We start from the raw sequence: 25,172 nt of genomic DNA on the forward strand, positions 1-25,172 counted from the left end.
GCGGATGCCGGCGCCGAAGCTGTGGACGAGGCCGGCGATCCGGCACCCGGAGCGACACACCCGGCCGTCAGCAGAAGGGGCAGGAGGAGCAGCGGGACGAGGCCACGAAGGCGACGAAGGCGATGGAGGCGACGTAGATCAGGAAGGCCTCGAAGGCATCGAAGACGTGTGGGCATCCCTCAGGCCGGCTTCGCGATCACGACGAACTGGTTCTCCACGCCGCGCAGACACCGCAGCAGCCCCCGGAAGGACCCGACCGCCTCCCACAGCGCGAAGAACGGCATGAGGGCGACCACCGCGACCGGCTCCCACCACAGGCGGCGGCCGTTGGCCGACACCGAGGCGTTGATCTTGAGCCCCTCCCAGTACATCCAGACCGCGTACCCCATGGTCACCGCCCACAGCGGCAGGATCCACGGCGTGACCGGCGAGGTGTTGAGGTCGCCGAGCAGTGCGCCGACCGCGAGGACGACACCGACGTGCTGGAAGGGGCCCATGACCCAGGTCGTCACGCTGTACATGAGCAGCGCCCGGGAACGACGCGGCAGGCTCCGGTTGAAGGCCAGCCCCACCAGACCCCACGACCAGCGCTCCCGCTGCTTGAGGAAGTCCCGCATGGTCGCCGGGGACGCGCCGTAACTGCGGCCGGAGAACCAGTCGCTGCGCCCCTTGTAACGACTGGCGAAGACCAACGCGAGATGCGCGTCCTCGCAGATGGAGTCCGGGCCGAAGTCCCAGCCGATCGTGGCCTCGACGGACGCGCGCAGCAGCAGCAGTTCGCCGTGCAGCCCGGCCAGCGGAGTACCGCCGCCGGTGAGGACGGCGAAGCGGGCGATGTCGTCCGCGGGGCGGATCGCGTCGGCCAGCCAGGTCAGGCGGTTGACGGCGTTCTCGCGCGGATACGTCAGCATGCCCTGGGCCAGGTGCTTGCCCTCGGGACCGGCGCGGCGCTGGGCGTTGATGAAGCGCGCCACCTGCTCGGCCGTGTCCGGACCCACACCGGTGTCGTCGTCCATGTGCAGCACCCACACGTCGTCCTGCGCCTCACCCTCGGCGATGCGCAGTTCGTGGGCGTAGTGGTTGGCGCGGGCCTTGAACCGGGTGCCGTTGGGAGTCCGGTAGGCCTTCGGCACGGTGACCACGCGAATCAGGGGGCTGCGGGCGGCCAGTGCGTCGATCCGGACGGCGGCCTCGCAGCCCTCCTCCGTCAGGACGTCGACGCGCAGATCGGGGAACCAGCCCGGCAGGAACGCGCAGTACGACAGCACCGACCGCTCCAGCGCCGGATAGGTGTCGTCACGTCCGATGGTCGGGACCAGCACGACGAGCCGGTCGTGCTGCGCCGGGGAGGCCTCCGTCCAGCCGCGCTGGCGCGCGATACGGCGACGGGTCAGCACGGCACCGGCCACGCCGACGAACGAAGACACGACGGGCAGCGTCCACAGGACGGTGACCACCCAGCCCATCAGCGTCCGCTCGGGGGAGTACAGCGCGGAGGAGAAGACATAGGCGAGGCCCGCGGTGACCAGGAACGGCAGAAACCCCGGCTTCCAGACCGCCTGACGTCTCACCATCCGCGCGGTGCGGCGGGACCGGAAGAGGTCGACGCCGTCTGCGGAGGTGGCCATGATCACCCACTTGCTTACATAAAGGACCGACTCGTCACCAAGGGCCGGAACACCCTGGAAGTACTTGAAGTACCGGAAGTACTAAGCGGAACCATGCATGCCGATTGTAGATTTTGTGAAGATGATTCCCGTCACAGGACGGGACTCCCGAAGCCGGTCCCTCACCCGCAAGCCCGGTGGTCAGCGGCCCCCGACAACACCGGTAGGCTCTTCACATGTCCGAACCGACCGGTGCCGCCCGCAGGCGCGGGCCCTTCAAGGTCGGGGACCAGGTTCAGCTGACCGACCCCAAGGGCCGCCACTACACGTTCACGCTCGAAGCCGGAAAGAACTTTCACACCCACAAAGGTTCCTTCCCGCACGACGAGCTGATCGGCGCACCCGAGGGCAGCGTTGTCCGCACCACCGGAAACGTCGCCTACCTCGCGCTGCGCCCCCTGCTCCCCGACTACGTCCTGTCCATGCCCCGCGGCGCCGCCGTGGTCTACCCCAAGGACGCGGGGCAGATCCTCGCCTTCGCCGACATCTTCCCCGGCGCACGCGTCGTCGAGGCGGGCGTCGGCTCCGGCTCGCTCAGCAGCTTCCTGCTGCGCGCCATCGGCGACCAGGGCATGCTGCACTCCTACGAGCGCCGCGAGGACTTCGCCGAGATCGCCCAGCAGAACGTCGAGCGCTACTTCGGGGGTCCCCACCCCGCCTGGCAGCTGACTGTCGGCGACCTCCAGGACAACCTGAGCGACACCGAGGTCGACCGTGTCGTCCTCGACATGCTCGCCCCCTGGGAATGCCTGGAGGCGGTCTCCAAGGCGCTCGTCCCCGGCGGCATCGTCTGCTGCTACGTGGCGACCACCACCCAGCTCGCCCGGACCGTCGAGTCCATCCGCGAGATCGGCTGCTTCAACGAGCCGAGTGCCTGGGAGTCGATGGTCCGCAACTGGCACATCGAGGGCCTCGCCGTCCGCCCCGACCACCGCATGATCGGCCACACCGGCTTCCTGCTCACCGCCCGCCGCCTCGCGGACGGCGTCGAGCCGCCCATGCGCCGCCGCCGCCCCTCCAAGGGCTCCTACGGCGAGGACTACACCGGCCCCAACGCCGACGGCGGCAACGGCCGCTGACCACGTCAACGCACCGACACCGTGGCCGAGTTCCCGCAGCACTCCGGGAACTCGGCCACAACTCTTTCCCGTTGCCGCCACAACGGCACCGGTGCTGACACGCAGCACCGCTGACCCCGCCGTTCCCCCGCACTGTGACGTGTGGCACTATGCGGGACACCCCACCGGCACAGCCCTCCACGGGAGACACTCCGAGTGCAGCAATCCGCCGTCCCGGAACTGGCACACACGCACACCCGCCCCATCCACTGGCTCGCCACGGCCACCGCCCTCGCCGGCGTCGTCGCCCTCTCCTCTGCGCTCCAGCCGGGCTCCGCCACCGCGGCCCAGGCGGCCGGCCCCGCGGGAAGACCCGCCGCGGCAGCGGCACCCCCCGACCCCACCGGGGTCGACTTCCCCCTCCAGTGCGGCCCGCTCCCGGTCCTCGTGCAGAACAAGGCCACCGGAGACCTCGACGGCGACGGCAGACCCGAGACGGTCGCCTCCGTACGCTGTGACGCCGGCTCGGGCACCCCGCCCAACGGTGTGTACGTCCTCACCCGGGCCGCCGATGCCGGGAAGCCGCGCATCGTCGCGACCCTCGTCGACCCCAAGGACCGCCTCACCGTCACCGACCTGACCGTCCGTGACGCCGCCGTCACGGCCACCCTCCTCGGCTACTCGTCCCTCGACGTCCCCCGGTGCTGCCCCGACGTCGACGAGCGCGCCAAGTGGCAGTGGAAGAACGGCGCGTTCCTCCGCTCGACACCCGCCGGCGCGCAGAGTGTGTGAACACGGGAACAAATGATCGGCAGGCGACGGTCGAACGCGTGGCCGAACTTGTGTGCGAACTGGCGGGTGTGAGAAACCGGACAGCGGCGAGTGCGCGAATCAGCCGATGGCGGCGCGGAGTGGTCGGACCATCACTCCGCGTCCGGGCCGAAAACCTCGACCCTGTCCGAAACTCGACGTACGTGAATACAGTCGCCCGGACACTCCTTCGCGGAGTCCACCACATCCGTCAGCAACGGCAGCGGCACCGGCGTCGTCGCCCCCGGGGCCTGCAACAACTCGTCCCCGGGGCTCTTCACGTACGCCAGCCCGTCGATGTCCAGCTCGAACACCTCCGGCGCGTACTGGACACAGATTCCGTCCCCTGTGCACAGGTCCTGGTCGATCCAGACCTCCAACGCCTCACCGTCGGCCACGGCCTCCTCCTGCACGGTCACATCTCCTGCCGTTTCTGTCCCGAGCAAGACAATCCGACGGCAAGTCGGCCCAGCTCTGACGGGTGTTGAACACTTCGACCCTACCCCCGGCCGCTTCCCAATCATGTTCTGTGGGTATTCCCCTGGCGTGAGGGAGAGCGCAAGGGTGAAGATCGGACACACCCCGACAGTCTTTGTGATCTAGGGGTTTCAATCGACACCCACCCAGGTAGGGTCTGGAAGCGTCCAGCTCCCCTTGGAGGAGGTGAGGACCGTGGCAGCCCACGACGACGACATGAACCGCGGCATCCGCCCGGGACGAGGGTCCGACGACCCGTCCGGGCAGATTGCCTACCTTGAGCAGGAGATCGCCGTCCTGCGGCGCAAGCTCGCCGACTCTCCGCGACACACGAGGATTCTCGAAGAGCGGATCGTCGAACTGCAGACCAACCTGGCCGGCGTGTCCGCGCAGAACGAGCGGCTCGCCAACACACTCCGGGAGGCCCGCGACCAGATCGTGGCCCTCAAGGAAGAGGTCGACCGGCTGGCACAGCCCCCGGCAGGCTTCGGTGTCTTCCTCGTGGCCAACGAGGACGGCACGGCCGACATCTTCACCGGAGGCCGCAAACTCCGCGTGAACGTCAGCCCCAGCGTCGAGCTCGAAGAGCTCCGGCGCGGCCAGGAAGTGATGCTCAACGAAGCTCTCAACGTGGTCGAGGCCATGGAGTACGAGAGCGTCGGAGACATCGTCACCCTCAAGGAGATCCTTGAGGACGGCGAGCGCGCACTGGTACAGGGGCACACCGACGAGGAACGGGTGGTACGGCTCGCCGAGCCGCTCCTGGACGTCGTCATCCGCCCCGGCGACGCCCTCCTGCTCGAACCCCGCTCCGGCTACGTCTACGAAGTCGTGCCGAAGAGCGAGGTCGAGGAACTCGTCCTCGAAGAAGTACCCGACATCGGCTACGAGCAGATCGGCGGCCTGGGCAACCAGATCGAGATGATCCGCGACGCCGTCGAACTCCCGTACCTCCACCCCGACCTCTTCAAGGAGCACGAACTCAGGCCGCCCAAGGGCGTCCTGCTGTACGGGCCCCCCGGATGCGGAAAGACGCTCATCGCCAAGGCCGTCGCCAACTCGCTGGCCAAAAAGGTCGCCGAAGTCACCGGCCAGGCCCAGGGCAAGAGCTTCTTCCTCAACATCAAGGGCCCCGAACTCCTCAACAAGTACGTCGGCGAGACCGAGCGGCAGATCCGCCTCGTCTTCCAGCGTGCAAGGGAGAAGGCCAGCGAGGGCACCCCCGTCATCGTCTTCTTCGACGAGATGGAATCCCTCTTCCGCACCCGCGGATCCGGCGTCAGCTCGGACGTGGAGAACACCATCGTCCCCCAGCTCCTCGCCGAGATCGACGGCGTGGAAGGCCTGCAGAACGTGGTCGTCATCGGTGCCTCCAACCGCGAGGACATGATCGACCCCGCCATCCTGCGCCCCGGCCGACTCGACGTGAAGATCAAGATCGAACGTCCGGACGCCGAATCCGCCAAGGACATCTTCCAGAAGTACCTCACCGACCGTCTCCCGCTGCACCCCGAGGACGTGGGGGAGCACGGCGGCGACAAGGTGGCCACGGTCCAGAGCATGATCCAGACGGCCGTGGAACACATGTACACGGAATCCGACGAGAACCGCTTCCTGGAAGTCACCTACGCCAACGGTGACAAGGAAGTCCTCTACTTCAAGGACTTCAACTCCGGCGCCATGATCGAGAACATCGTGGGCCGGGCCAAGAAGATGGCGATCAAGGACTTCCTCGACCACAAGCAGAAGGGCATCCGCGTCTCCCACCTCCTCCAGGCATGCGTGGACGAGTTCAAGGAGAACGAGGACCTCCCCAACACCACCAACCCCGACGACTGGGCCCGGATCTCCGGAAAGAAGGGCGAACGGATCGTCTACATCCGTACGCTCATCACCGGAAAGCAGGGCGCGGACACCGGACGCTCCATCGACACGGTGGCCAACACCGGTCAGTACCTGTAAAAAACGGGGTGGCTGCGGGTGCCCTCACCGGGTACCCGCAGCCAACTGTTTTTCAGGCCACAGCCGGAGCGAGGCAATGACGCAAATGATCTCCCCACCAGCGCAAAGGCGTTCTAGGCTCTTTCGTACCGCCGAGTCGCGCAGTGCGGGGACGGGCACCGCACACGCACCGGAGCACCACCGGTACTTGAGCGGCGTCCCCGACCGAGGACACCGCCGGGCAAGGAGGGCCGCATGACCGTACGGCGAGTAATGGGCATCGAGACGGAGTACGGGATCTCCGTCCCCGGCCACCCCAACGCCAATGCCATGCTCACCTCGTCCCAGATCGTCAACGCCTACGCGGCGGCGATGCACCGGGCCCGCAGGGCCCGCTGGGACTTCGAGGAGGAGAACCCGCTGCGCGACGCGCGAGGCTTCGACCTCGCCCGCGAGGTCGCCGACTCCAGCCAGCTCACCGACGAGGACATCGGCCTGGCCAACGTCATCCTCACCAACGGCGCGCGGCTGTACGTCGACCACGCACACCCCGAGTACAGCGCCCCCGAAGTCACCAACCCCCGCGACGCCGTCCTCTGGGACAAGGCCGGCGAACGCATCATGGCCGAAGCGGCCGAACGGGCCGCCCAGCTCCCCGGCGCCCAGCCGATCCACCTCTACAAGAACAACACCGACAACAAGGGCGCCTCCTACGGCACGCACGAGAACTACCTGATGAAGCGGGAGACCCCCTTCTCGGACATCGTGCGCCACCTCACGCCGTTCTTCGTCTCCCGCCAGGTCGTCACCGGCGCGGGCCGCGTCGGCATCGGCCAGGACGGCCACGAGCACGGCTTCCAGCTGAGCCAGCGCGCGGACTACTTCGAGGTCGAGGTCGGTCTGGAGACCACTCTCAAGCGCCCGATCATCAACACGCGCGACGAACCCCACGCGGACGCGGAGAAGTACCGCCGCCTCCACGTGATCATCGGCGACGCCAACCTCTCCGAGATCTCGACCTATCTGAAACTGGGCACCACGGCCCTGGTCCTCTCCATGATCGAGGACGGCTTCATCGCCGTCGACCTGGCGGTCGACCAGCCCGTACGCACGCTCCACCAGGTCTCCCACGACCCGACACTCAAACGACTGGTCACGCTCCGCAGCGGGCGCACACTGACCGCCGTACAGCTCCAGATGGAGTACTTCGAACTCTCGCGCAAGTACGTGGAGGAGCGGTACGGGGCCGACGCCGACGACCAGACCAAGGACGTCCTGGTCCGCTGGGAAGACACCCTGAACCGCCTGGAGAACGACCCCATGAGCCTCGCCGGCGAGCTCGACTGGGTCGCCAAGCTGGAACTCATGGAGGGCTACCGGCGCCGCGACGACCTCGACTGGGACGCGGCCCGGCTGCACCTGGTCGACCTCCAGTACGCCGACGTGCGGGCCGAGAAGGGCCTCTACAACCGCCTCGTGGCCCGTGGGCGCATCAAGCGCCTGCTGGACGAGGACGAGGTCGAGCGGGCCCGCACGAAGCCTCCGGAGGACACCCGTGCCTACTTCCGCGGACGCTGCCTGGAGCAGTACGCGGACGACGTCGCGGCGGCCTCCTGGGACTCCGTGATCTTCGATCTGCCCGGCCGGGACTCGCTCCAGCGCGTCCCAACCCTGGAGCCGCTTCGCGGAACGCGTAATCACGTGAAAGAGCTCCTGGACCGCTGCCGCACGGCAGAAGACCTGGTCAGGGTCCTGTCGGGCCACTGAGTCGGCCTTTGGGCCGGGGCGTCCCGGCAGGGTGGAAAGTGCCGCGTCCGGGAATCATCGAGATGGTTCCCGGACGTTGTGGCAACAACGGGGCCAATGTCGGACCCTGCTTGTAGGGTCTGATCAAGAACGTCGAACCGAGCGGGGTGAGGGTTATGGCGACCAAGGACACCGGCGGCGGACAGCAGAAGGCGACGCGCAGCACCGAGGAGGTCGAGGAGGCACCTGAGGCACAGGTATCCGAAGACCTCAAGGAGCGCCAGGAGAAGCTGAGCGACGACGTGGACTCCGTCCTCGATGAAATCGATGACGTACTAGAGGAGAACGCCGAGGATTTCGTTCGGTCATTTGTGCAAAAAGGTGGGCAGTAAAGGGCAATAGGTCAAAGGACCTTCGAAATGAAGGTTGCGGGGGATGGTTGACGAAACGCCGGGCAAGCGGTGCGCGGGTTGCGAGAGGGACGTGCCTGTTACCGCTTTCGCGCGGGACAAGAATCGACGCGATGGCCTTCAGGTGCGGTGTCGGGAGTGCGTGGCGGAGTACAGCGCTGAGCACTACCGGCGCCGCCGGGAGGCCGTAGGGAAGTCGGTGCGGGAAAGGGTGGACGTCCCGTCTGGACACAAGCTCTGCCGAACGTGCGGAGAGATCAAGCCGCACAGTGAGTGGCACCGCAATGCGACTGCCTCGGACGGCTTGTCCACACGCTGCAAGGCGTGCCGGGCGACTCGGGGGCGAGAAGACCATCTGATGCGTCAGTACGGCCTCACCGAAGCTGAGCGTGACGAGTTGATCGTCTCGCAAGGTGGCGTCTGCTGCATATGTTTGTCTGCTCCGCCTGCACATGTGGATCACTGCCACCAGACGGGTAGGGTCCGAGGCGTACTGTGCTTCAGCTGCAACGCGGCGCTGGGGCAGTTCAAGGATCGGCCCGACGTCATAAGGCGGGCTGCGACATACGTGGAAGGAAACGCGTGGAAGCCAACACTCGTAGCACCGGGCGTCTACCGGCTGCCTTCCTGACGCCCGGGTCGTCGTCCTTCATGGACTTTCTGTCCGACCATCAGCCGGAGATGCTCCCGGGCAAGCGGCAGTTGCCGCCCACCCAGGGTGCGATCGAGGCCCCGCACGGCACGACCATCGTCGCCGTCACCTTCCCGGGTGGTGTGGTGCTCGCCGGTGACCGGCGAGCGACGATGGGGAACGTCATCGCGCAGCGGGACATCGAGAAGGTGTTCCCGGCGGACGAGTACTCGGCTGTCGGCATCGCCGGCACCGCCGGTCTCGCCGTCGAGATGGTGAAGCTGTTCCAGCTGGAGCTGGAGCACTTCGAGAAGGTGGAGGGTGCGCAGCTCTCGCTGGAGGGCAAGGCGAACCGGCTGTCCACCATGATTCGTTCGAACCTCGGTATGGCCATGCAAGGTCTTGCCGTGGTGCCGCTGTTCGCCGGGTTCGACGTGGACCGGGGGAAGGGGCGCATCTTCTCGTACGACGTGACGGGTGGGCGTTCCGAGGAGCACGGTTATGCGGCGACCGGTTCGGGGTCGATCTTTGCGCGTGGTGCGATGAAGAAGCTGTATCACCGTGATCTGAGTGAGGCGGACGCGACGACGCTGGTCATTCAGGCGTTGTACGACGCGGCGGACGACGATTCGGCGACCGGTGGTCCCGATGTCGCGCGCCGGATCTACCCGATCGTCACCGTGATCACCGAGGACGGTTTCCGCAGGCTGACGGACGACGAGGGTGCTGAGATCGCCCGTTCGATTCTGGAGCGGCGGCTGGAGCAGCCCGACGGCCCGCGTGCCGAGCTGCTGTAGTACCTCTCGCTGTTCAGGTGGTCCAGTGACTTCGACAGAAAGGGACGGTTAATCCGGTGTCGACGCCGTTCTATGTCTCACCCCAGCAGGCGATGGCCGACCGGGCGGAGTACGCCCGCAAGGGCATCGCCCGTGGTCGCAGCCTGGTTGTGCTGCAGTATGCCGATGGCATCGTGTTCGTCGGCGAGAACCCGTCCCGTGCGCTGCACAAGTTCAGCGAGATCTATGACCGGATCGGCTTCGCGGCCGCCGGCAAGTACAACGAGTACGAGAACCTGCGGATCGGCGGTGTGCGGTATGCCGACATGCGTGGGTACACGTACGACCGTGCCGATGTGACGGCCCGTGGTCTGGCGAACGTGTACGCGCAGACGCTGGGCACGATCTTCTCCTCGGCGGCGGAGAAGCCGTACGAGGTGGAGCTGGTCGTCGCGGAGGTCGGTGAGACGGCCGACGGTGACCAGATCTACCGGCTGCCGCACGACGGTTCGATCGTCGATGAGCACGGTTCGGTGGCGGTCGGTGGTAACGCCGAGCAGATCAGTACGTATCTGGATCAGCGTCATCAGGACGGGATGTCCTTGGCCGAGGCGCTGAAGCTGGCGGTTCAGGCTCTGTCGCGCGATACGAACGGCACCGAGCGGGAGATTCCGGCCGAGCGGCTGGAGGTGGCGGTGCTGGACCGTACGCGTCCGCAGAAGCGGAAGTTCAAGCGGATCGTCGGCCGTCAGCTCGGGCGGTTGCTGGAGGCCGGTGGAGCGACCACGGAGGCGGAGAGCGCCGCTGAGGACGACGCCGAGGCGTAGCGGCGCCAGGGTGTCCCTGTCCGTCTGGCTGTGGTTTGTTCCGCTTGACTGTTTGTTCTGATTCGTACCCCGGTTGCCTGTGGCGGCCGGGGTACGGGCGTTGACGGGGGTTCAGGTGCGGCTGCGGGGCGGTGCCGTGGAGCCTCGTACGACGAGTCGGACGGGGATGTCGCCCTGGGTGGGCGGGCGGCCGTCGAGTACGGCGAGGAGGGCCTGCATGCCGCGTTCGCCGAAGAGTTCGGCGTCGAGGTGGACCGTCGTCAACTCGGGGTCGATGGCGGTGGCGAGGGCGAGGTCGTCGAGGCCGGTGACGGAGAGGTCGTCGGGGATGCGCAGGCCGAGGCGGCGGACGGCCTTGTAGGCGCCGGTGGCGAGTTTGTCGTCGTCGCAGACGAGGGCGGTGGGGTGGGGGCCGGGGCCGGTGAGGGCGGCTGTGACGGCCTGTTGGGCGCCTTCGAAGGAGATGGGGGCCTGGATGGTGCGCAGGTCGGTTCCGGGGGCGCCGGCGAGCCGTGTGGCGAGTTCGTGGGCGCGTACGGCGAAGGTCCAGGAGGGGATGTCGGCGGCGAGGTGGAGGAAGCGGCGGTGGCCGAGGGCCAGGAGGTGGTCGGTGACCTGGCGTACGCCGTCGGCGATGTCGAGGTTGACGGTGGCGGCGCCGAGGCTGCCGTGGGGGTCGCTGTCGAGCATGACGAGGGGCAGCTGGTCGCCGCGGATGGCGGTGAGGGCGTCGGCGGCCATGGAGGAGGCGAGGACGCCGTCGAGGGCGGCCCGGGCGGAGTGGAAGGGGTCGCGGGCGGGGCCGATGCCCTCGGGGGAGGGGTAGAGGACGACGCCGAAGCCGTGTTCGGCGGCGATGCGGGCGGCTCCGGTGTAGACGCCGGCGAAGAACTCGGTGGTGAGGGCGGGGACGACGAGGAGGACGGTGCGGGTGTGGCCGAGGCGTAGGTTGCGGGCGGCGAGGTTGGGGCGGTAGCCGAGTTCGCGGGCGGCGGTGCGTACGCGTTCGGCGGTGGTCTCGGAGACGCGCCCGCGCCACTTGTCGCCGAGGACGAGGGACACGGCGGCCTGGGAGACGCCCGCGGCCCGGGCGACGTCGCGGCTGGTGGGTCGGGTGCTGCCTCGTGCCACCGTGGGCCTGCTCCTTCGTGTGGACGTGCGGACTGGGCACATGGTACGTATGACGGGCGACGTTATACGTAACACTTCCGGCGTCGCGGTTGACGGGAAAGGCTGGTCATGGCGGCGGGATACCTGGAGATCCTCAGGGCACGGTATGCGGTGAGGCTGCTCGTGGGCACCCTGGTGGGCCGGTTGCCGAACGCCACGGCGGCGATCGCGATCGTGCTGTTCGTCCGGGCCGAGGGCGGCACCTACAGCCTCGCAGGCGGGCTCGCCGCGGCGTACGGGGTGGCCAACGCCGTGGGGCAGCCGCTGCTGGGGCGGCTGGTCGACCTGTACGGGCAGCCGCGGGTCCAGTTGTCGGGTGCGCTCGTATCGGCGCTCGGTACGGGGGTGTTCGCGTTCGCGGGTATCGGCCCGCTGCCGCTCGCGTATGTCGCGGTGGCGGTCGCCGGGCTGTTCACGCCTCCCCTGGAGGGCGGTCTGCGGGCGCTGTGGCCGTCGGTGCTCCGCAGGGAGGACCAGGTGCACACGGCGTACGCGATGGACGCCGTGGCGCAGGAAATCCTGTTCACCGTGGGGCCGTTGCTGGTCACGCTGTGCGCGTCGCTGTGGTCGGCGCGGGCCGCGCTGATCGTGCTGAACGTGATCGGGGTCCTGGGGGCGCTCTCCGTGGTGCTGTCGCCGCCTTCGCGGGCGTGGCGTTCGGCGCCGCGTGAGGCGCACTGGCTGGGCGCGCTGAGGTCGCCGGGGCTGCTGGTGATGCTGGGGGCGTTCCTGTTCGTGGGGATCGCGATGGGGTCCATCACGGTGGCTTCGGTGTCGTACGCGGACGGCCACGGTGGTGACGTGGTGTACGGCTGGCTGATGGCGGCCGTCGGGCTGGGCGCGCTGCTGGGCGGCACGGTGTACGGGGCGCGACAGTGGAGCGGGCCGGCGGAGCGGCGGCTGACGGTGCTGGTGGGGTTTCTGGCGGTGTGTTATCTGCCGCTGACGCTGATGCCGGGCGCGGTCGCGATGACGTTGCTGATGGTGCTCGCGGGGGTGTTCCTGGCGCCGACCCTCGCGTGTGTGTTCGTGCTGGTGGACCGGCACGCTCCGCGGGGGACGGTCACCGAGGCCTTCTCCTGGCTCGTGACGACGTTCACCGTGGGCGCGTCGCTGGGTACGGGTCTCGCGGGGCCGGTCGTCGAGTGGGGCGGAACGCTGTGGGGGTTCGTCGTGCCGGGGGGTGCCGGGGCCGTGTCGTTGCTGGTTCTGCTGGTCACCGGGCGGGTGCTGGCGGTGCCCGCGGGAGGCGCGGTGGTTGCGGTCTCATCGGAAAATGATCCAAACCGTGCTGCCGGAACCCGTTTCAGCTCGGGGGATCGGGCGTAATGTTCAGTCATGGACCGCCGCATTTTCGGGCTGGAGAACGAGTACGGCGTCACGTGTACGTTCAGGGGACAGCGGCGTCTGTCTCCCGACGAGGTGGCTCGGTACCTCTTCCGCCGTGTCGTGTCATGGGGCCGTAGCAGCAATGTCTTTCTGCGAAACGGCGCACGCCTCTATCTTGACGTGGGATCACATCCGGAATACGCGACACCGGAATGTGACGACCTGACGGAACTCGTCACTCACGACAAGGCCGGCGAGCGCATTCTCGAAGGACTCCTGGTGGACGCCGAACGACGCCTGCACGAGGAAGGAATCGCGGGCGACGTCTACCTCTTCAAGAACAACACGGACTCGGCGGGCAACTCGTACGGTTGCCACGAGAACTATCTGGTGGCCCGGCACGGGGAGTTCTCCCGGCTCGCGGACATCCTCATTCCGTTCCTCGTCACCCGCCAGCTTCTGTGCGGTGCGGGCAAGGTGCTGCAGACGCCGCGCGGTGCCGTGTACTGCGTGAGTCAGCGGGCGGAGCACATCTGGGAGGGCGTCTCCTCGGCGACGACCCGGTCCCGGCCGATCATCAACACGCGTGACGAACCGCACGCGGACGCCGAGCGCTATCGCCGGCTGCATGTCATCGTCGGCGACTCGAACATGTCCGAGACGACGATGCTTCTGAAGGTCGGTGCCACCGACCTCGTGCTGCGCATGATCGAGGCGGGCACGGTGATGCGGGACCTGACTCTGGAGAACCCGATCCGGGCGATCCGCGAGGTCAGCCACGACATCACGGGCCGCCGCAAGGTGCGGCTGGCCAGCGGCCGGGAGGCCTCGGCGCTGGATGTGCAGCGCGAGTACTACGAGAAGGCCGTGGACTTCGTCGACCGGCGAGGCATCCGCACGGGCACGGTCGCGCAGGTGCTGGAGCTGTGGGGCCGGGTGCTCGACTCCATCGAGGCCGAGGATCTGGACCGGATCGGCACCGAGATCGACTGGGTGATGAAGTACCAGCTCATCGAGCGGTACCGGGCCAAGCACAACATGACGATGTCGCATCCGCGCGTCGCTCAGATCGACCTCGCCTATCACGACATTCACCGCAGGCGGGGTCTTTACTACCTGCTGGAGAGGAAGAACCAAGCCGCGCGGATCTGCAACGACTTGAAGATCTTCGAGGGCAAGTCGGTTCCGCCGCAGACCACTCGGGCGCGGCTGCGCGGTGACTTCATCAGGCGGGCCCAGGAACAGCGGCGCGATTTCACGGTCGACTGGGTGCATCTGAAGCTCAACGACCAGGCGCAGCGCACGGTGTTGTGCAAGGACCCGTTCCGCAGTGTCGATGAACGGGTGGAGAAGCTGATCGCCGGTATGTGAGTCACCGAGTCGCCGGTATGTGAGATTTGCGGCCGGATGTGTTTCCGGAACGCAACGCGGGGCGCCGTACGTTTTCCGTACGGCGCCCTTCGCACGCCGTAGAGTTGCGCGCACGCCAGCAACACAAGATCGACACCGATACGAGGCTTTCACCGTGCGCCGACGCTCAGTTCTCCTTGCCGTACCTGCCGGACTTGTCACGCTCGCCGGATGCGGCGACGACGAGTCCGACAAGAGCAAGGCCAGTGACAGCAGCCCGTCCCCTTCGGCGTCGGGTTCGTCCGCCGCGCCGGCGCCGAAGATCGTCGACGGTCCGCTGCCGGCGGTCACGGCGGGAGCGAAGTTCGACGAGAAGCCGACCGTGGCCAAGGGCAGCGGTACGCCGTCGAAGGATCTCGCGGTGAAGACGCTCATCGCGGGCAACGGCAAGACGGTCGTGGAGAACGACTACGTCGTGGCCAACTACCTGGGCCAGATCTGGGATTCGGCGAAGGTCTTCGACAACTCGTACGACCGGGGGACCGCGCTCGTCATCCAGCTGGCGCAGGGCGGCATCATCGACGGCTGGCGGTATGGGCTGACTGGCCGGAAGGCCGGCAGCCGTGTCGAGATGGCCGTCCCGCCGACCTGGGGTTACGGCACGCAGGGCAACTCTCAGGCGGGCATCAAGGGCACCGACACGCTGGTCTTCGTCGTGGATGTCAAGGACACGTTCAACGCGAAGAGCTCGGCGAAGGGCAAGGCCGTCGCTCAGGACGACGCCGCGCTGCCGAAGGTGGGGACGAACACGGACGGTGCGGCTCCCTCGATCGAGGTCCCGAAGTCCGCCGCGCCGACGAAGCTGGTGGCGGACTACGTCATCGAGGGCGACGGCGAGGTGGTCAAGGAGACCGAGTCTGTCCTCGTGCAGTACAAGGGCGTGCTGTGGGACACGGGCAAGGAGTTCGACTCGTCGTACAAGAACGGGCAGCTGGTCTCGTTCGGGCTGTCGCAGGTCGTCAAGGGATGGGCGCAGGGGCTGACCGGCAAGAAGGTCGGCAGCCGCGTGCTGATCGTGATTCCGCCGGCCCTGGGCTACGGCGACAACCCGCCGCAGGGCAGCGGCATCGAGAAGGACTCGGTGCTGGTGTTCTCCGTGGACATCCTCGCGAAGATGTGACCCCTTCGGGGAGGTCGTCGCGGCGCGGGCGTCGTCGCACGCGCCCGGGATGAAAGACTGTGCGCGTTGCCTTTGTTCATTCACCAGCAGGAGCCAGAGACGTGAGCATCGAGAAGCCCGAGATCGACTTCCCCGGCGGCGAGCCCCCGGCGGACCTCCAGATCAAGGACATCTGGGAGGGCGACGGCGCCGAAGCGGTGGCGGGTCAGAACGTCACCGTCCACTACGTGGGAGTTTCCTTCAGCACGGGCGAGGAGTTCGACGCCAGCTGGAACCGGGGCACCCCGTTCAAGTTCCCGCTGGGCGGGGGCCGGGTCATCAAGGGCTGGGACCTCGGTGTGCAGGGCATGAAGGTCGGCGGCCGGCGTGAGCTGACCATCCCGGCCCACCTCGCGTACGGCAACCAGAGCCCCACGCCGGCGATCAAGCCGGGCGAGACGCTGATCTTCGTGGTGGACCTGGTCGCGGTCTGACCATCGGTCCGATCGTCGTACGACAGTCGAATGTGATCGGAATCAGGTCGGATCGTCCTACGACGTAGGTGCGAGGTCCGACCGGACTTGATCATCCGGGGTCCATGCCTGTCCGGGCATGGACCCTCGGCTTTTGCCGCGCCACTTCGGAGCGGTACGGTCATCCGTCGTAAGCACCATAGGGAAGACGAAGGGCGTCGATGGCCATTGCCAAGGCAGAGCGGCTGATGAACCTGGCGCTGTGCCTGCTCGGGACGCGCAGGCCGCTGAGCAAGCGCGAGCTTCGTGACTCCATCGAGGCCTATCTCGAAGCGGGCAGCGACGACTCCTTCAACCGGATGTTCGAGCGCGACAAGGACGATCTGCGCGAACTCGGGCTGGTCATCGAGACGGTGGAGAACCTCGACGGGGAGGTCGGCTACCGCGCCGGCCGTGACAGCAACCGGCTGCCGCCCATCACCCTCGACGCCGAGGAGGCCGCCGCCCTGGGCCTGGCCGCGAAGGTCTGGCAGCAGGCCCGCCTCGCCGGTGCGGCCAGTGGCGCGCTGCAGAAGCTGCGCGCGGCCGGACTGCCCGAGGACGTCGACCCCTACGAGGCCCACGGCGCCCTGGAGCCGCGTATCCCGGTGCACGAGGCCGCCTTCGAGCCGCTGATGCTGGCCTGCCGGGACCGCCGCCCGGTCGCCTTCGACTACCGCAAGGCCACAGCCGTCCGCCCGGAGCCCCGTCAGGTGGAGCCGTGGGCGCTGGAGTGCTGGCGCGGCCACTGGTATCTGGCCGGCTGGGACCGTGACCGGGGCGCCGAACGTGTGTTCAGGCTGTCGCGGATCACCGGCAAGGTCCGCAGCCGCAGCGCGAAGTTCACCGCCGACGTGCCCGATGTCGTCACGGTCCGCGAGACCGTCGCCAGCTGGGCGGGGGAGAGCGCCGACCGTTCCGCGCTGATCCGGCTGCGGGCGGGCGCCGGCTACCCCCTTCGGGCGAAGGCGTCCCGGGTGCGGGAACTCGGCGACGGCTGGGACGAGTTGGAGATTCCGTACGGGCACGGGCTGGACGCCTGGCTGGTGGAGTTCGGACCGGACGTGGTGGTCCTGGAGCCGGCCGAACTGCGTGCCGACGTGGTGGACAGGCTGCGCGCCGTGGCCAAGGGCTGAGGGAGAGCACAAGCAAGTGGCAGGCAAACCGGCCAGGCCCGTGAACGCCATCGACCAGACGCGGCGGATGCTGTCCCTGGTGACCTATCTGCGCGAGCGGCCCGGCGCGCGCGTCGGCGACGTCGCCCGCGCGTTCGGGATCACCGAGGACGAACTGGTCTCGGACCTGGACGTGCTGCCCATGTGCGGCACCAGCTTCCGCGGCGGCGACCTGCTCGACATCGACACCGACGGCGACCGGATCTGGTGGCACAACCCCGCCGCACTCGGCGAGGAGGCCGCCGAGCCGCTCAGACTGGCCGCCGACGAGGCGACCGCGCTGCTGGTCGCCGCCCGCGCGGTGTCCACGCTGCCCGGGCTGCGCGAGGGCGACCGGCAGGCGCTGCTGCGGGCCACCGCCAAGGTGGAGACGGCGGCCGGAGAGGCTGCCGGGGCCAGTGCGCGGCTGTCGGTGACCTTCGAGTCCGAGGGCGGGGTCTTCGCGGACGTCGACCGGGCGATCTCCGAGCGCCGCCGCCTGTGGATCCGCTACTACTCGCCCGCGCGTGACGAGCTCAGCGAGCGGGAGATCGACCCGATCCGCCTGGTCAGCGTCGGCCACACCTACGTGGAGGCCTGGTGCCGGCGCTCCGAGGCGCGCCGCACCTTCCGCCTCGACCGGGTCGCCGAGATCAGGATCCTGGACGAGCCGGCCGCCCCGCCCGAGATAGAGCTGCGGGACCTGTCGGAAGGGCTGGTGCAGCCCGCCGCCGAGGATCCCGAGGTGGTCGTCGAGGTCGGGCCCGGCGGACGCTGGGTCGCCGAGTACTACCCGCACGACAGTGCCGATGAGCTTCCCGAGGGCGGGCTGCGTATCACTCTGCGCACCCCCGATCCGGCGTCGCTGCGGCGCCTGGCACTGCGGCTCGGCCGCGACGGGCGCATCGTCTCGCCGCAGGACCTCGCGGACAGTGCCCGGCAGGCCGCCCAGGAGGCGCTGGCGGCGTACGACGCCCCCCAGGCCCCTGGGACACAGCCGCGGACGCCCGGGGCGCACGGAGTTCAGGACGGGCTGTACGACAGACGGGAGCAGGAGCGTTGAGCGAGTCTCCGATGTCAGGTGTGCGGGACATGACCGTGGCCGCGGCCTTCGCCGGCATGAGAAGAGTGGCCCCCGTCGTGTTCCGCGCCGCCTGCCCGGACTGCCGCGGCAACTTCGAGCTCACCGCGGGCGCCCTGCGCCTGGCCATCGGCGCCACCAGCCGGACCACCTTCTACTCGTTCACCTGCCCCGACTGCGACGTGACCGTCCGTAAACCGGCGGGGGAGCGCGTCGTCGAGCTGCTCACCGGGGGTGGGGTCAGGACTCTCCGGCTGGCCGGGCCGTCCTGAGGGGCTGAGCGCTGGTATTTTCGCCCCGGCCGCCCTCACCCGTGCCTCCCCGGGTGGGGGACCCCGCTGGGGACCCCCATCGGGGGCTGCCGCCCCCAGATCCCCGCTTCGGCCTGCACGGCCTCGTCCTCGAACGCCGGACCGGCCGGGGGCGTCCGGGCCGTCCGGTGACGGGTTAGGCTCGGCGCCATGTTCTGGCCGATGTTCGCGATTGCTGTGGGGTTTCTGGGACTCGCCGTTCTCGGGGTGCTCGCCGTCCGGGTCTTCCTGGAGGCGCAGCGCCTGGGAAGGCAGGTCACGGACTCGGCGCGGCGCATCAACCGGGCCGCCGAGGACCTCGAACGGGCGGCCGTGCACACGGCACGCTCTGTGGACGCGCTGTGACTGTCCGGCGGCTCTCCTGTGAGTCCGCTGGTTGATGTGTTTTGGGCGACTTCGGCCTGTCACCTTGTCGGCGTCGGCAGGTACGCTGCTGATCGCGGCCGGAAAACGAGGCCCGGACCGCAAACCGGGAGTACGCACAGGGATTGCCTCAGGTTTACCCCCGAGCGTTACGATCGCTGTGAACACGACGGTCGGACGCCTGTCCGAACGATCGGACAGCACCCCACCCAGCCGCCTCGGTGAGAAGGTAAAGACTTATGTTCGGAAGGCTCGGCGCCCCCGAGATCATTCTCATCCTCGTCGTCATCATCCTGCTGTTCGGCGCGAAGAAGCTTCCGGACATGGCGCGCTCGCTCGGCAAGTCCGCGCGCATCCTGAAGAGCGAAGCCAAGGCGATGAAGTCGGAGGGCCAGGAACCCGCCCCCGCGGCTCCGCCGTACACCGAGGAGCAGCCCCCGGTGCAGCGCACCATCCAGGCCGCCCCCGGTGACGTGACGAGCGCGCGCCCGGTCACCGAGCCCACGGACACGACCAAGCGCTGACGCTGACGCAGGGCCGGATGCCTCCGGCCTGCCGCACGAGATGAGGACGTGGGTTGCTCAAGTCTGCCCGCAACAAGGAGAAGGAGAGGGATCCCGAGGGGCGGATGCCCCTCGTGGAGCATCTCCGCGAGCTCCGCAACCGGGTCGCGAAGGCCATGGTGGCGATCGTCGCCATCACGATCGTGGCCGCCTTCTTCTACAACGACATCATCAACTTCTTCACCAAACCGGTGCTCGACTCGGTCGGATGCCCGTCGTCCTTCTCCGAGCTGGCAAAGCAGCAGACCTCGGGCGACAGCCCCTGCGCGAAGATCACGATCAACGGTCTCCTCGCGCCCTTCACGCTCGCCCTGAAGGTGTCGCTGATGGCCGGCGTCGTGCTCGCCTCGCCGGTCTGGCTCTACCAGCTCTGGGCGTTCGTCGCCCCGGGCCTGCACAAGAGCGAGAAGAAGTACGCCTACGCGTTCGTCGCCTCCGGTGTTCCGCTGTTCCTCGGTGGCGCCTACTTCGCCTACCGGGTGCTCCCCACCACTGCGAAGGTCCTGATCGAGTTCACGCCGTTCGGCGTCGACAACCTGCTGCCGCTGGACGACCTGCTCGACCTCGTCACGCGCATGGTGCTCGTCTTCGGTCTCTCCTTCGAACTGCCGCTGCTGCTGATCATGCTCAACCTCACCGGGATTCTCACCGGCAAGCGCATGGCCGGCTGGTGGCGCGGCATGATCATGGGCATCACGGTGTTCGCGGCGATCGCGACGCCGAGCACGGACCCGCTGACCATGCTGGCGCTCGCCGGACCGATCTGGGTTCTGTACTTCGGCGCGGTTGCCTTCTCGCTGACGAACGACCGGCGCAAGCGCCGCCGCGAGGCGGAGGGACCGGACGACGACGAGGCCTCCGACCTCGACCTCACTCCCGAGGACATCGGCGAGATCGAGACCGTCTCCGCCAGCCGGGCCGCCCTGCCCGAACAGACGGGCACGGAACGGGTCAACGGCTATGACGACGTGACCTGAGGCTCACTCCCACCACCCGGACCTGGAAGCGGCCGGGGCGCCCGCCCGGCGCCCCGGCCGCTTCCATGTTGCTTGAGCTGCGCCGATCCCGGGTTTCGCAGACACCGATCCGGATAATGATCGTCCTGTTGTCAGTGGGGGCCGGTAGTCTCGAAAGCACGATGACAGAGGACCTCTCACCGGCCGAGCGGTATGCGGCAGCACGCAAGCGCGCTGTCGAGCAGGCCACCGCGCTCGCGTCCTTCCGCGAGATGTACGACTTCGGCCTCGACCCCTTCCAGATCGAGGCCTGCCAGGCGCTCGAAGCCGGGAAGGGCGTGCTGGTGGCCGCCCCCACGGGTTCGGGCAAGACGATCGTCGGCGAGTTCGCCGTCCATCTCGCCCTCCAGCAGGGCAAGAAGTGCTTCTACACGACGCCCATCAAGGCCCTGTCGAACCAGAAGTACTCCGACCTGTGCCGTCGTTACGGCGCGGACAAGGTCGGCCTGCTCACCGGCGACAACAGCGTCAACTCCGATGCCCCGGTGGTCGTGATGACCACCGAGGTGCTGCGGAACATGCTGTACGCGGGCTCGCAGACCCTCCTGGGCCTCGGCTATGTGGTCATGGACGAGGTGCACTACCTCTCCGACCGCTTCCGCGGCGCCGTGTGGGAGGAAGTGATCATCCACCTCCCCGAGTCGGTCACCCTCGTCTCGCTGTCGGCGACCGTGTCCAACGCCGAGGAGTTCGGCGACTGGCTCGACACCGTGCGCGGCGACACCCAGGTGATCGTCTCCGAGCACCGGCCCGTGCCCCTGTTCCAGCACGTGCTCGCCGGACGCCGGATGTACGACCTCTTCGAGGAGGGCGAGGGCAGCAGGAAGGCCGTCAACCCCGACCTCGCGCGGCTCGCGCGGATGGAGGCCCAGCGGCCCTCCTTCCAGGACCGCAAACGCGGGCGTGCCATGCGCGAGGCCGACCGTGAGCGGGAGCGCAGATCCCGCTCACGCGTGTGGACGCCGGGACGCCCCGAGGTCATCGAACGGCTCGACAACGAAGGCCTGTTGCCCGCCATCACGTTCATCTTCAGCCGCGCGGCCTGCGAGGCCGCCGTACAGCAGTGCCTGTACGCGGGACTTCGGCTGAACGACGACGAGGCGCGCGAGCGGGTGCGGGCCCTCGTCGAGGAGCGCACCGCCTCCATCCCCCACGAGGACCTGCACGTCCTCGGGTACTACGAGTGGCTGGAGGGCCTGGAGCGAGGCATCGCCGCCCACCACGCGGGCATGCTGCCCACGTTCAAGGAGGTCGTCGAGGAACTCTTCGTACAGGGCCTCGTGAAGGCCGTGTTCGCCACCGAGACCCTCGCGCTCGGCATCAACATGCCCGCCCGCTCGGTCGTGCTGGAGAAGCTCGTCAAGTGGAACGGCGAACAGCACGCCGACATCACTCCCGGCGAGTACACCCAGCTGACGGGGCGTGCGGGGCGCCGTGGCATCGACGTCGAGGGCCATGCCGTGGTGCTGTGGCAGCGCGGGATGAGCCCCGATCACCTCGCGGGACTGGCCGGCACGCGCACGTATCCGCTGCGCTCCAGCTTCAAGCCGTCGTACAACATGGCGGTCAACCTCGTGGAGCAGTTCGGGCGGCACCGCTCGCGCGAGCTGCTGGAGACCTCGTTCGCGCAGTTCCAGGCCGACAAGTCGGTCGTCGGGATCTCCCGGCAGGTGCAGCGCAACGAGGAGGGCCTGGACGGCTACAAGGATTCCATGACCTGCCACCTGGGTGACTTCGAGGAGTACGCGCGGCTGCGCCGCGAACTCAAGGACCGGGAGACCGACCTGGCCCGGCAGGGCGCCGCCCAACGGCGCGCCGAGGCCGCCGTCGCGCTGGAGAAGCTCAAACCCGGTGACATCATCCACGTCCCCACGGGCAAGTACGCGGGCCTCGCGCTCGTCCTCGACCCGGGGCTGCCCGCGGGCCGGTCCAACGGCCATCGCGGCTTCGAGCAGCACGACGGCCCCCGGCCGCTGGTGCTGACGTCGGAACGGCAGGTGAAGCGGCTGGCGTCGATGGACTTCCCGGTGCCCGTCGAGCCGTTGGAGCGGATGCGGGTCCCCAAGTCCTTCAACCCGCGTTCGCCGCAGTCCCGCCGCGACCTCGCCTCCGCGCTGCGCTCCAAGGCCGGGCACATCCCGCCCGAGCGGGCCCGCAAGCAGCGGGCCCAGGCGGCCGACGACCGTGAGATCGCCCGGCTGCGCGCCGCGATCCGCGCCCACGCCTGCCACGGCTGCAGCGACCGCGAGGACCACGCCCGTTGGGCCGAGCGCTACCACCGCCTGCTGCGCGACACCTCGCAGCTGGAACGGCGCATCGAGGGCCGCACGAACACCATCGCCCGCACGTTCGACCGCATCGTCGCCCTGCTCACCGAGCTGGACTACCTGCGCGCCGACGAGGTGACCGAGCACGGCAAGCGGCTCGCCCGGCTCTACGGCGAGTTGGACCTGCTGGCCAGCGAATGCCTGCGCGCGGGCGTGTGGGAGGGGCTGTCGCCCGCCGAACTCGCCGCCTGCGTCTCGGCGTTGGTGTACGAGTCCCGGGTCGCCGACGACGCCATGGCGCCTAAGGTGCCGTCCGGCAAGGCCAAGGCCGCGCTCGGCGAGATGGTCCGCATCTGGGGTCGGCTCGACGCGCTGGAGGAGGAGTTCCGGATCACCCAGAGCGAGGGCGTCGGCCAGCGCGAGCCCGACCTCGGCTTCGCCTGGGCGGCCTACGAGTGGGCCTCCGGCAAGGGCCTCGACGAGGTGCTGCGCGAGGCGGAGATGCCGGCCGGCGACTTCGTCCGGTGGTGCAAGCAGGTCATCGACGTCCTCGGCCAGATCTCGGCCGCGGCGCCGGTCTCCGGCACGGAGGGGTCGACGGTCGCGAAGAACGCGCGCAAGGCCGTGGACGGGCTGCTGCGGGGGGTTGTGGCCTACTCGTCCGTGGGGTGACCCCCGACGGTTCGGCGGGCTGTGCTTCCACTCGGTGGGCGCGTGCGCGCGGGTTCTCCGTGGCCGTTCGCGCCCACCCGGTGGAGTCGAGGGCCGGCTCAGCGCGGCGCCCCACCGGGGTGCGTGTGTGCTGCGGGTTTCCCGTGCCGGCTGTGTCTGCCGTGGTTCCAAGGGCCGGTTGTCATCGGGCGGTCGGGGCCGTGGTCGTCAGGGGCGGCTGTTCAGGTACGCGCGCCAGCCGCCGTACGCCGTGATGTCCTCTGCGCCTTCGAGCGCGGCCGGTTCGCACAGGAAGCCGGACACGTGGGTGCCGTCGGCGAGTTCGACGCGGCCCAGGGCCATCGGGCGGGGGAGGGCGGTGAGGAAGCGGCCGAGGCCTTCGGCGGGAAGACGCCACACCTCGGCCTCGACGGCCGCCCCGCCGGTCTCCCCCTCGCCGACGTGGACCAGGCCCGGCTTCGGCGGGACCGTGGGGAGGGCATGCAGACGATAGACGGGTGCCGTCGTGGTCGTACGCTCCAACCGGGCGCCCAGGGTGAGGAGTTGGGGGTTGAGCGGCTGGCCCGCGAGATGCGCGCCGACCACCGCGAGGCGGGCCTCGGGCTGGAGCAGGCGGGCGATCGTGGCGAGCCGTTCGTCGGTGAACGCCGGGCCGATCAGCATCACGCCGAAGGGCAGCCCGTCCACCTCGCCCGCGGGTACGGCGACCGCGGCCTGGTCGAAGAGGTTGGTGGAGTTGGTGAAGCGGCCCAGACGGGCGTTGGCCCCCAGCGGGTCGGCGGCGACCTCGGCGAGGGTGGGGTGACCGGGGGCCGTGGGCAGCAACAGGGCGTCCGCGTCGGCCAGTTCGGCGAACGCGCGTGTGCGCAGGGCGGCCAGCCGCTCCTGGTCGGCGTAGAGCTGATGGGCGGGGATGTCGCGGGCACGGGTGATGATGCCGGCGACGGTCGGGTCGAGGGTCGCGCCCGCCGCACCGCCCTCGGAGAGCAACTTGTCGACGAAGGCGCCCACGGCTGTGTAGCGCTCCGCGACGAACGCGCCCTGGTACAGCATCGAGGCGGCCTCGGTGAACGGGGTGAGGTCGAGGGTGCGCAGGGAGACGCCCGCCGCGCGGAGGCGAGCCACGGCGGCCTCGTACGCCTGTGCCCAGCCCGGGTCGAGTTCGCCGAGCTGGGCGAGCGGCGGTACCGCCACGCGCCAGGGGCCTGGCGTGCGCTGGGGGAGGGGCGGGAGTTCGCGGGCGGACGGGGACGCCATGTACGCGAGTGCCTGCTCGGCCTCGGGGAGCGTACGGGCGAACACGGTCACACAGTCCAGGGAGGCGCAGGCCGGGACGACGCCGGTCGTGGGGACCAGGCCTCGGGTCGGCTTGAGACCGACGATGCCGTTGAAGGCGGCGGGGACGCGGCCGGAGCCCGCGGTGTCTGTGCCGAGGGCGAAGTCGACGATGCCCAGTGCCACGGCGGTGGCGGAGCCGGAGCTGGAGCCGCCGCTGATTCGGGTGGGGTCGTGGGCGTTGCGGACGGCACCGTAGGGGGAGCGGGTGCCGACCAGGCCGGTGGCGAACTGGTCGAGGTTGGTGGTGCCGAGGAGGAGGGCGCCGGCCTCCTTGAGGCGGGCGACGACAGGGGCGTCGACCTCGGGGTGGTAGGCGTAGGCGGGGCAGCCGGCGGTGGTGGGGAGGCCCTGGACGTCGATGTTGCCCTTGGCGGCGAAGAGTCTGCCGGCGAGAGGGAGGTGGTCGCCTGCGGCGAGGCGTTCGTCGATGCGGGTGGCTTCTGCCTCGGCCTCGGCCTGGGGGCGTAGGTCGATCCAGACCTCGGGGCGGTCCACGGCGTCGAGGCGGGCGTAGGCCATACGGACTCGGGTCAGGGTCGACATC

General features: G+C 68.9%; 23 protein-coding genes. 19 read left to right on the plus strand and 4 right to left on the minus strand.

Annotated elements, in window-relative coordinates; all coding sequences use genetic code 11:
- Nucleotides 1–179: 179 nt before the first annotated feature.
- Entirely contained in the window at nt 180–1,628 is a 1,449-nt protein-coding gene (locus OG595_RS35035) for a glycosyltransferase family 2 protein (RefSeq protein WP_329279161.1), read from the minus strand.
- 215 nt (nt 1,629–1,843) lie between these two features.
- Between OG595_RS35035 and OG595_RS35040 the strand changes: the two genes are divergently transcribed.
- Both OG595_RS35040 and OG595_RS35045 read left to right on the plus strand, forming a co-directional pair.
- Nucleotides 1,844–2,746: a tRNA (adenine-N1)-methyltransferase gene (locus tag OG595_RS35040; RefSeq protein ID WP_164320531.1), complete on the plus strand. Its 903-nt coding sequence runs from the start codon at nt 1,844–1,846 to the stop codon at nt 2,744–2,746.
- Nucleotides 2,747–2,941: 195 nt separating this feature from the next.
- Nucleotides 2,942–3,517, plus strand: a complete 576-nt coding sequence (locus tag OG595_RS35045; RefSeq protein ID WP_329279163.1) for a hypothetical protein — start codon at nt 2,942–2,944, stop codon at nt 3,515–3,517.
- A 131-nt stretch (nt 3,518–3,648) separates the two neighbouring features.
- On the opposite strand, the gene OG595_RS35050 is transcribed toward OG595_RS35045, so the two are convergent.
- Nucleotides 3,649–3,954: a ferredoxin gene (locus tag OG595_RS35050; protein ID WP_329279165.1), complete on the minus strand. Its 306-nt coding sequence runs from the start codon at nt 3,952–3,954 to the stop codon at nt 3,649–3,651.
- A gap of 253 nt (nt 3,955–4,207) precedes the next feature.
- Here OG595_RS35050 and arc point away from each other — a divergent pair, with 253 nt between their 5' ends.
- From arc to prcA, 6 genes are all read left to right on the plus strand, one after another.
- The gene (gene arc, locus OG595_RS35055) at nt 4,208–5,974 is read left to right on the plus strand and encodes a proteasome ATPase (protein WP_329279166.1); all 1,767 of its coding nucleotides are present in this window, start codon (nt 4,208–4,210) and stop codon (nt 5,972–5,974) included.
- Nucleotides 5,975–6,208: 234 nt separating this feature from the next.
- Nucleotides 6,209–7,720, plus strand: coding sequence for a depupylase/deamidase Dop (gene dop / locus OG595_RS35060; RefSeq protein WP_443073276.1), 1,512 nt, complete (start codon nt 6,209–6,211; stop codon nt 7,718–7,720).
- Nucleotides 7,721–7,875: 155 nt separating this feature from the next.
- Nucleotides 7,876–8,091 (plus strand): ubiquitin-like protein Pup, encoded by a 216-nt coding sequence (locus OG595_RS35065; RefSeq protein ID WP_161064777.1) that lies wholly within the window; start codon nt 7,876–7,878, stop codon nt 8,089–8,091.
- 43 nt (nt 8,092–8,134) lie between these two features.
- Nucleotides 8,135–8,740 (plus strand): endonuclease VII domain-containing protein, encoded by a 606-nt coding sequence (locus OG595_RS35070; protein ID WP_329279171.1) that lies wholly within the window; start codon nt 8,135–8,137, stop codon nt 8,738–8,740.
- Complete coding sequence (gene prcB / locus OG595_RS35075) at nt 8,692–9,537, plus strand: proteasome subunit beta (protein ID WP_329279173.1); 846 nt, start codon at nt 8,692–8,694, stop codon at nt 9,535–9,537. Before OG595_RS35070 ends, prcB begins: the two co-directional genes overlap by 49 nt.
- Nucleotides 9,538–9,593: 56 nt before the next feature.
- Nucleotides 9,594–10,343, plus strand: a complete 750-nt coding sequence (gene prcA, locus OG595_RS35080; RefSeq protein WP_329279175.1) for a proteasome subunit alpha — start codon at nt 9,594–9,596, stop codon at nt 10,341–10,343.
- A gap of 111 nt (nt 10,344–10,454) precedes the next feature.
- Here the strand turns inward: prcA and OG595_RS35085 are convergent, their stop codons facing one another.
- Nucleotides 10,455–11,474 carry a LacI family DNA-binding transcriptional regulator gene (locus OG595_RS35085; protein ID WP_329279177.1) on the minus strand — a complete coding sequence of 340 codons (1,020 nt, stop codon included), beginning with the start codon at nt 11,472–11,474 and terminating at the stop codon, nt 10,455–10,457.
- A 108-nt stretch (nt 11,475–11,582) separates the two neighbouring features.
- Between OG595_RS35085 and OG595_RS35090 the strand changes: the two genes are divergently transcribed.
- The 11 genes from OG595_RS35090 to OG595_RS35140 all read left to right on the plus strand — a co-directional run bounded on the left by OG595_RS35090 (nt 11,583) and on the right by OG595_RS35140 (nt 23,290).
- The gene (locus OG595_RS35090; protein WP_329279179.1) at nt 11,583–12,842 is read left to right on the plus strand and encodes an MFS transporter; all 1,260 of its coding nucleotides are present in this window, start codon (nt 11,583–11,585) and stop codon (nt 12,840–12,842) included.
- A 9-nt stretch (nt 12,843–12,851) separates the two neighbouring features.
- Nucleotides 12,852–14,213, plus strand: a complete 1,362-nt coding sequence (gene pafA, locus OG595_RS35095) for a Pup--protein ligase (protein ID WP_329279181.1) — start codon at nt 12,852–12,854, stop codon at nt 14,211–14,213.
- 154 nt (nt 14,214–14,367) lie between these two features.
- Nucleotides 14,368–15,372, plus strand: coding sequence for an FKBP-type peptidyl-prolyl cis-trans isomerase (locus OG595_RS35100; RefSeq protein ID WP_329279183.1), 1,005 nt, complete (start codon nt 14,368–14,370; stop codon nt 15,370–15,372).
- A 101-nt stretch (nt 15,373–15,473) separates the two neighbouring features.
- Entirely contained in the window at nt 15,474–15,845 is a 372-nt protein-coding gene (locus OG595_RS35105; protein ID WP_189146341.1) for an FKBP-type peptidyl-prolyl cis-trans isomerase, read from the plus strand.
- A 200-nt stretch (nt 15,846–16,045) separates the two neighbouring features.
- On the plus strand, nt 16,046–16,999 hold the full coding sequence (locus OG595_RS35110) for a helix-turn-helix transcriptional regulator (protein WP_329279186.1): 954 nt from the start codon (nt 16,046–16,048) through the stop codon (nt 16,997–16,999).
- Between the two features lie 16 nt (nt 17,000–17,015).
- On the plus strand, nt 17,016–18,080 hold the full coding sequence (locus OG595_RS35115) for a helix-turn-helix transcriptional regulator (protein ID WP_329279188.1): 1,065 nt from the start codon (nt 17,016–17,018) through the stop codon (nt 18,078–18,080).
- Complete coding sequence (locus tag OG595_RS35120) at nt 18,077–18,370, plus strand: hypothetical protein (RefSeq protein ID WP_329279190.1); 294 nt, start codon at nt 18,077–18,079, stop codon at nt 18,368–18,370. Before OG595_RS35115 ends, OG595_RS35120 begins: the two co-directional genes overlap by 4 nt.
- Before the next feature lie 189 nt (nt 18,371–18,559).
- Nucleotides 18,560–18,754, plus strand: a complete 195-nt coding sequence (locus tag OG595_RS35125; RefSeq protein WP_006379812.1) for a hypothetical protein — start codon at nt 18,560–18,562, stop codon at nt 18,752–18,754.
- Nucleotides 18,755–19,011: 257 nt separating this feature from the next.
- On the plus strand, nt 19,012–19,296 hold the full coding sequence (tatA, locus tag OG595_RS35130; RefSeq protein WP_329279193.1) for a Sec-independent protein translocase subunit TatA: 285 nt from the start codon (nt 19,012–19,014) through the stop codon (nt 19,294–19,296).
- Nucleotides 19,297–19,349: 53 nt separating this feature from the next.
- Nucleotides 19,350–20,312, plus strand: coding sequence for a twin-arginine translocase subunit TatC (gene tatC / locus OG595_RS35135; RefSeq protein WP_329279195.1), 963 nt, complete (start codon nt 19,350–19,352; stop codon nt 20,310–20,312).
- Nucleotides 20,313–20,428: 116 nt separating this feature from the next.
- Nucleotides 20,429–23,290, plus strand: coding sequence for a DEAD/DEAH box helicase (locus OG595_RS35140; protein ID WP_329279198.1), 2,862 nt, complete (start codon nt 20,429–20,431; stop codon nt 23,288–23,290).
- Nucleotides 23,291–23,497: 207 nt separating this feature from the next.
- On the opposite strand, the gene atzF is transcribed toward OG595_RS35140, so the two are convergent.
- Nucleotides 23,498–25,171, minus strand: a complete 1,674-nt coding sequence (atzF, locus tag OG595_RS35145; protein WP_443073277.1) for an allophanate hydrolase — start codon at nt 25,169–25,171, stop codon at nt 23,498–23,500.
- Nucleotide 25,172: the final 1 nt, after the last annotated feature.

This window comes from Streptomyces sp. NBC_01451 (assembly GCF_036227485.1).
In the GTDB taxonomy this organism is placed as follows: domain Bacteria; phylum Actinomycetota; class Actinomycetes; order Streptomycetales; family Streptomycetaceae; genus Streptomyces.

What these genes read in the sequence shown, in the direction of transcription:
- atzF (WP_443073277.1), bottom strand. Translation starts at nt 25,171, where the DNA reads ATGTCGACCCTGACCCGAGTCCGTATGGCCTACGCCCGCCTCGACGCC.
- OG595_RS35110 (WP_329279186.1), top strand. Translation starts at nt 16,046, where the DNA reads ATGGCCATTGCCAAGGCAGAGCGGCTGATGAACCTGGCGCTGTGCCTG.
- tatA (WP_329279193.1), top strand. Translation starts at nt 19,012, where the DNA reads ATGTTCGGAAGGCTCGGCGCCCCCGAGATCATTCTCATCCTCGTCGTC.
- OG595_RS35065 (WP_161064777.1), top strand. Translation starts at nt 7,876, where the DNA reads ATGGCGACCAAGGACACCGGCGGCGGACAGCAGAAGGCGACGCGCAGC.
- OG595_RS35035 (WP_329279161.1), bottom strand. Translation starts at nt 1,628, where the DNA reads ATGGCCACCTCCGCAGACGGCGTCGACCTCTTCCGGTCCCGCCGCACC.
- OG595_RS35125 (WP_006379812.1), top strand. Translation starts at nt 18,560, where the DNA reads ATGTTCTGGCCGATGTTCGCGATTGCTGTGGGGTTTCTGGGACTCGCC.
- OG595_RS35090 (WP_329279179.1), top strand. Translation starts at nt 11,583, where the DNA reads ATGGCGGCGGGATACCTGGAGATCCTCAGGGCACGGTATGCGGTGAGG.
- OG595_RS35070 (WP_329279171.1), top strand. Translation starts at nt 8,135, where the DNA reads ATGGTTGACGAAACGCCGGGCAAGCGGTGCGCGGGTTGCGAGAGGGAC.
- pafA (WP_329279181.1), top strand. Translation starts at nt 12,852, where the DNA reads ATGGACCGCCGCATTTTCGGGCTGGAGAACGAGTACGGCGTCACGTGT.
- dop (WP_443073276.1), top strand. Translation starts at nt 6,209, where the DNA reads ATGACCGTACGGCGAGTAATGGGCATCGAGACGGAGTACGGGATCTCC.
- OG595_RS35140 (WP_329279198.1), top strand. Translation starts at nt 20,429, where the DNA reads ATGATCGTCCTGTTGTCAGTGGGGGCCGGTAGTCTCGAAAGCACGATG.
- OG595_RS35040 (WP_164320531.1), top strand. Translation starts at nt 1,844, where the DNA reads ATGTCCGAACCGACCGGTGCCGCCCGCAGGCGCGGGCCCTTCAAGGTC.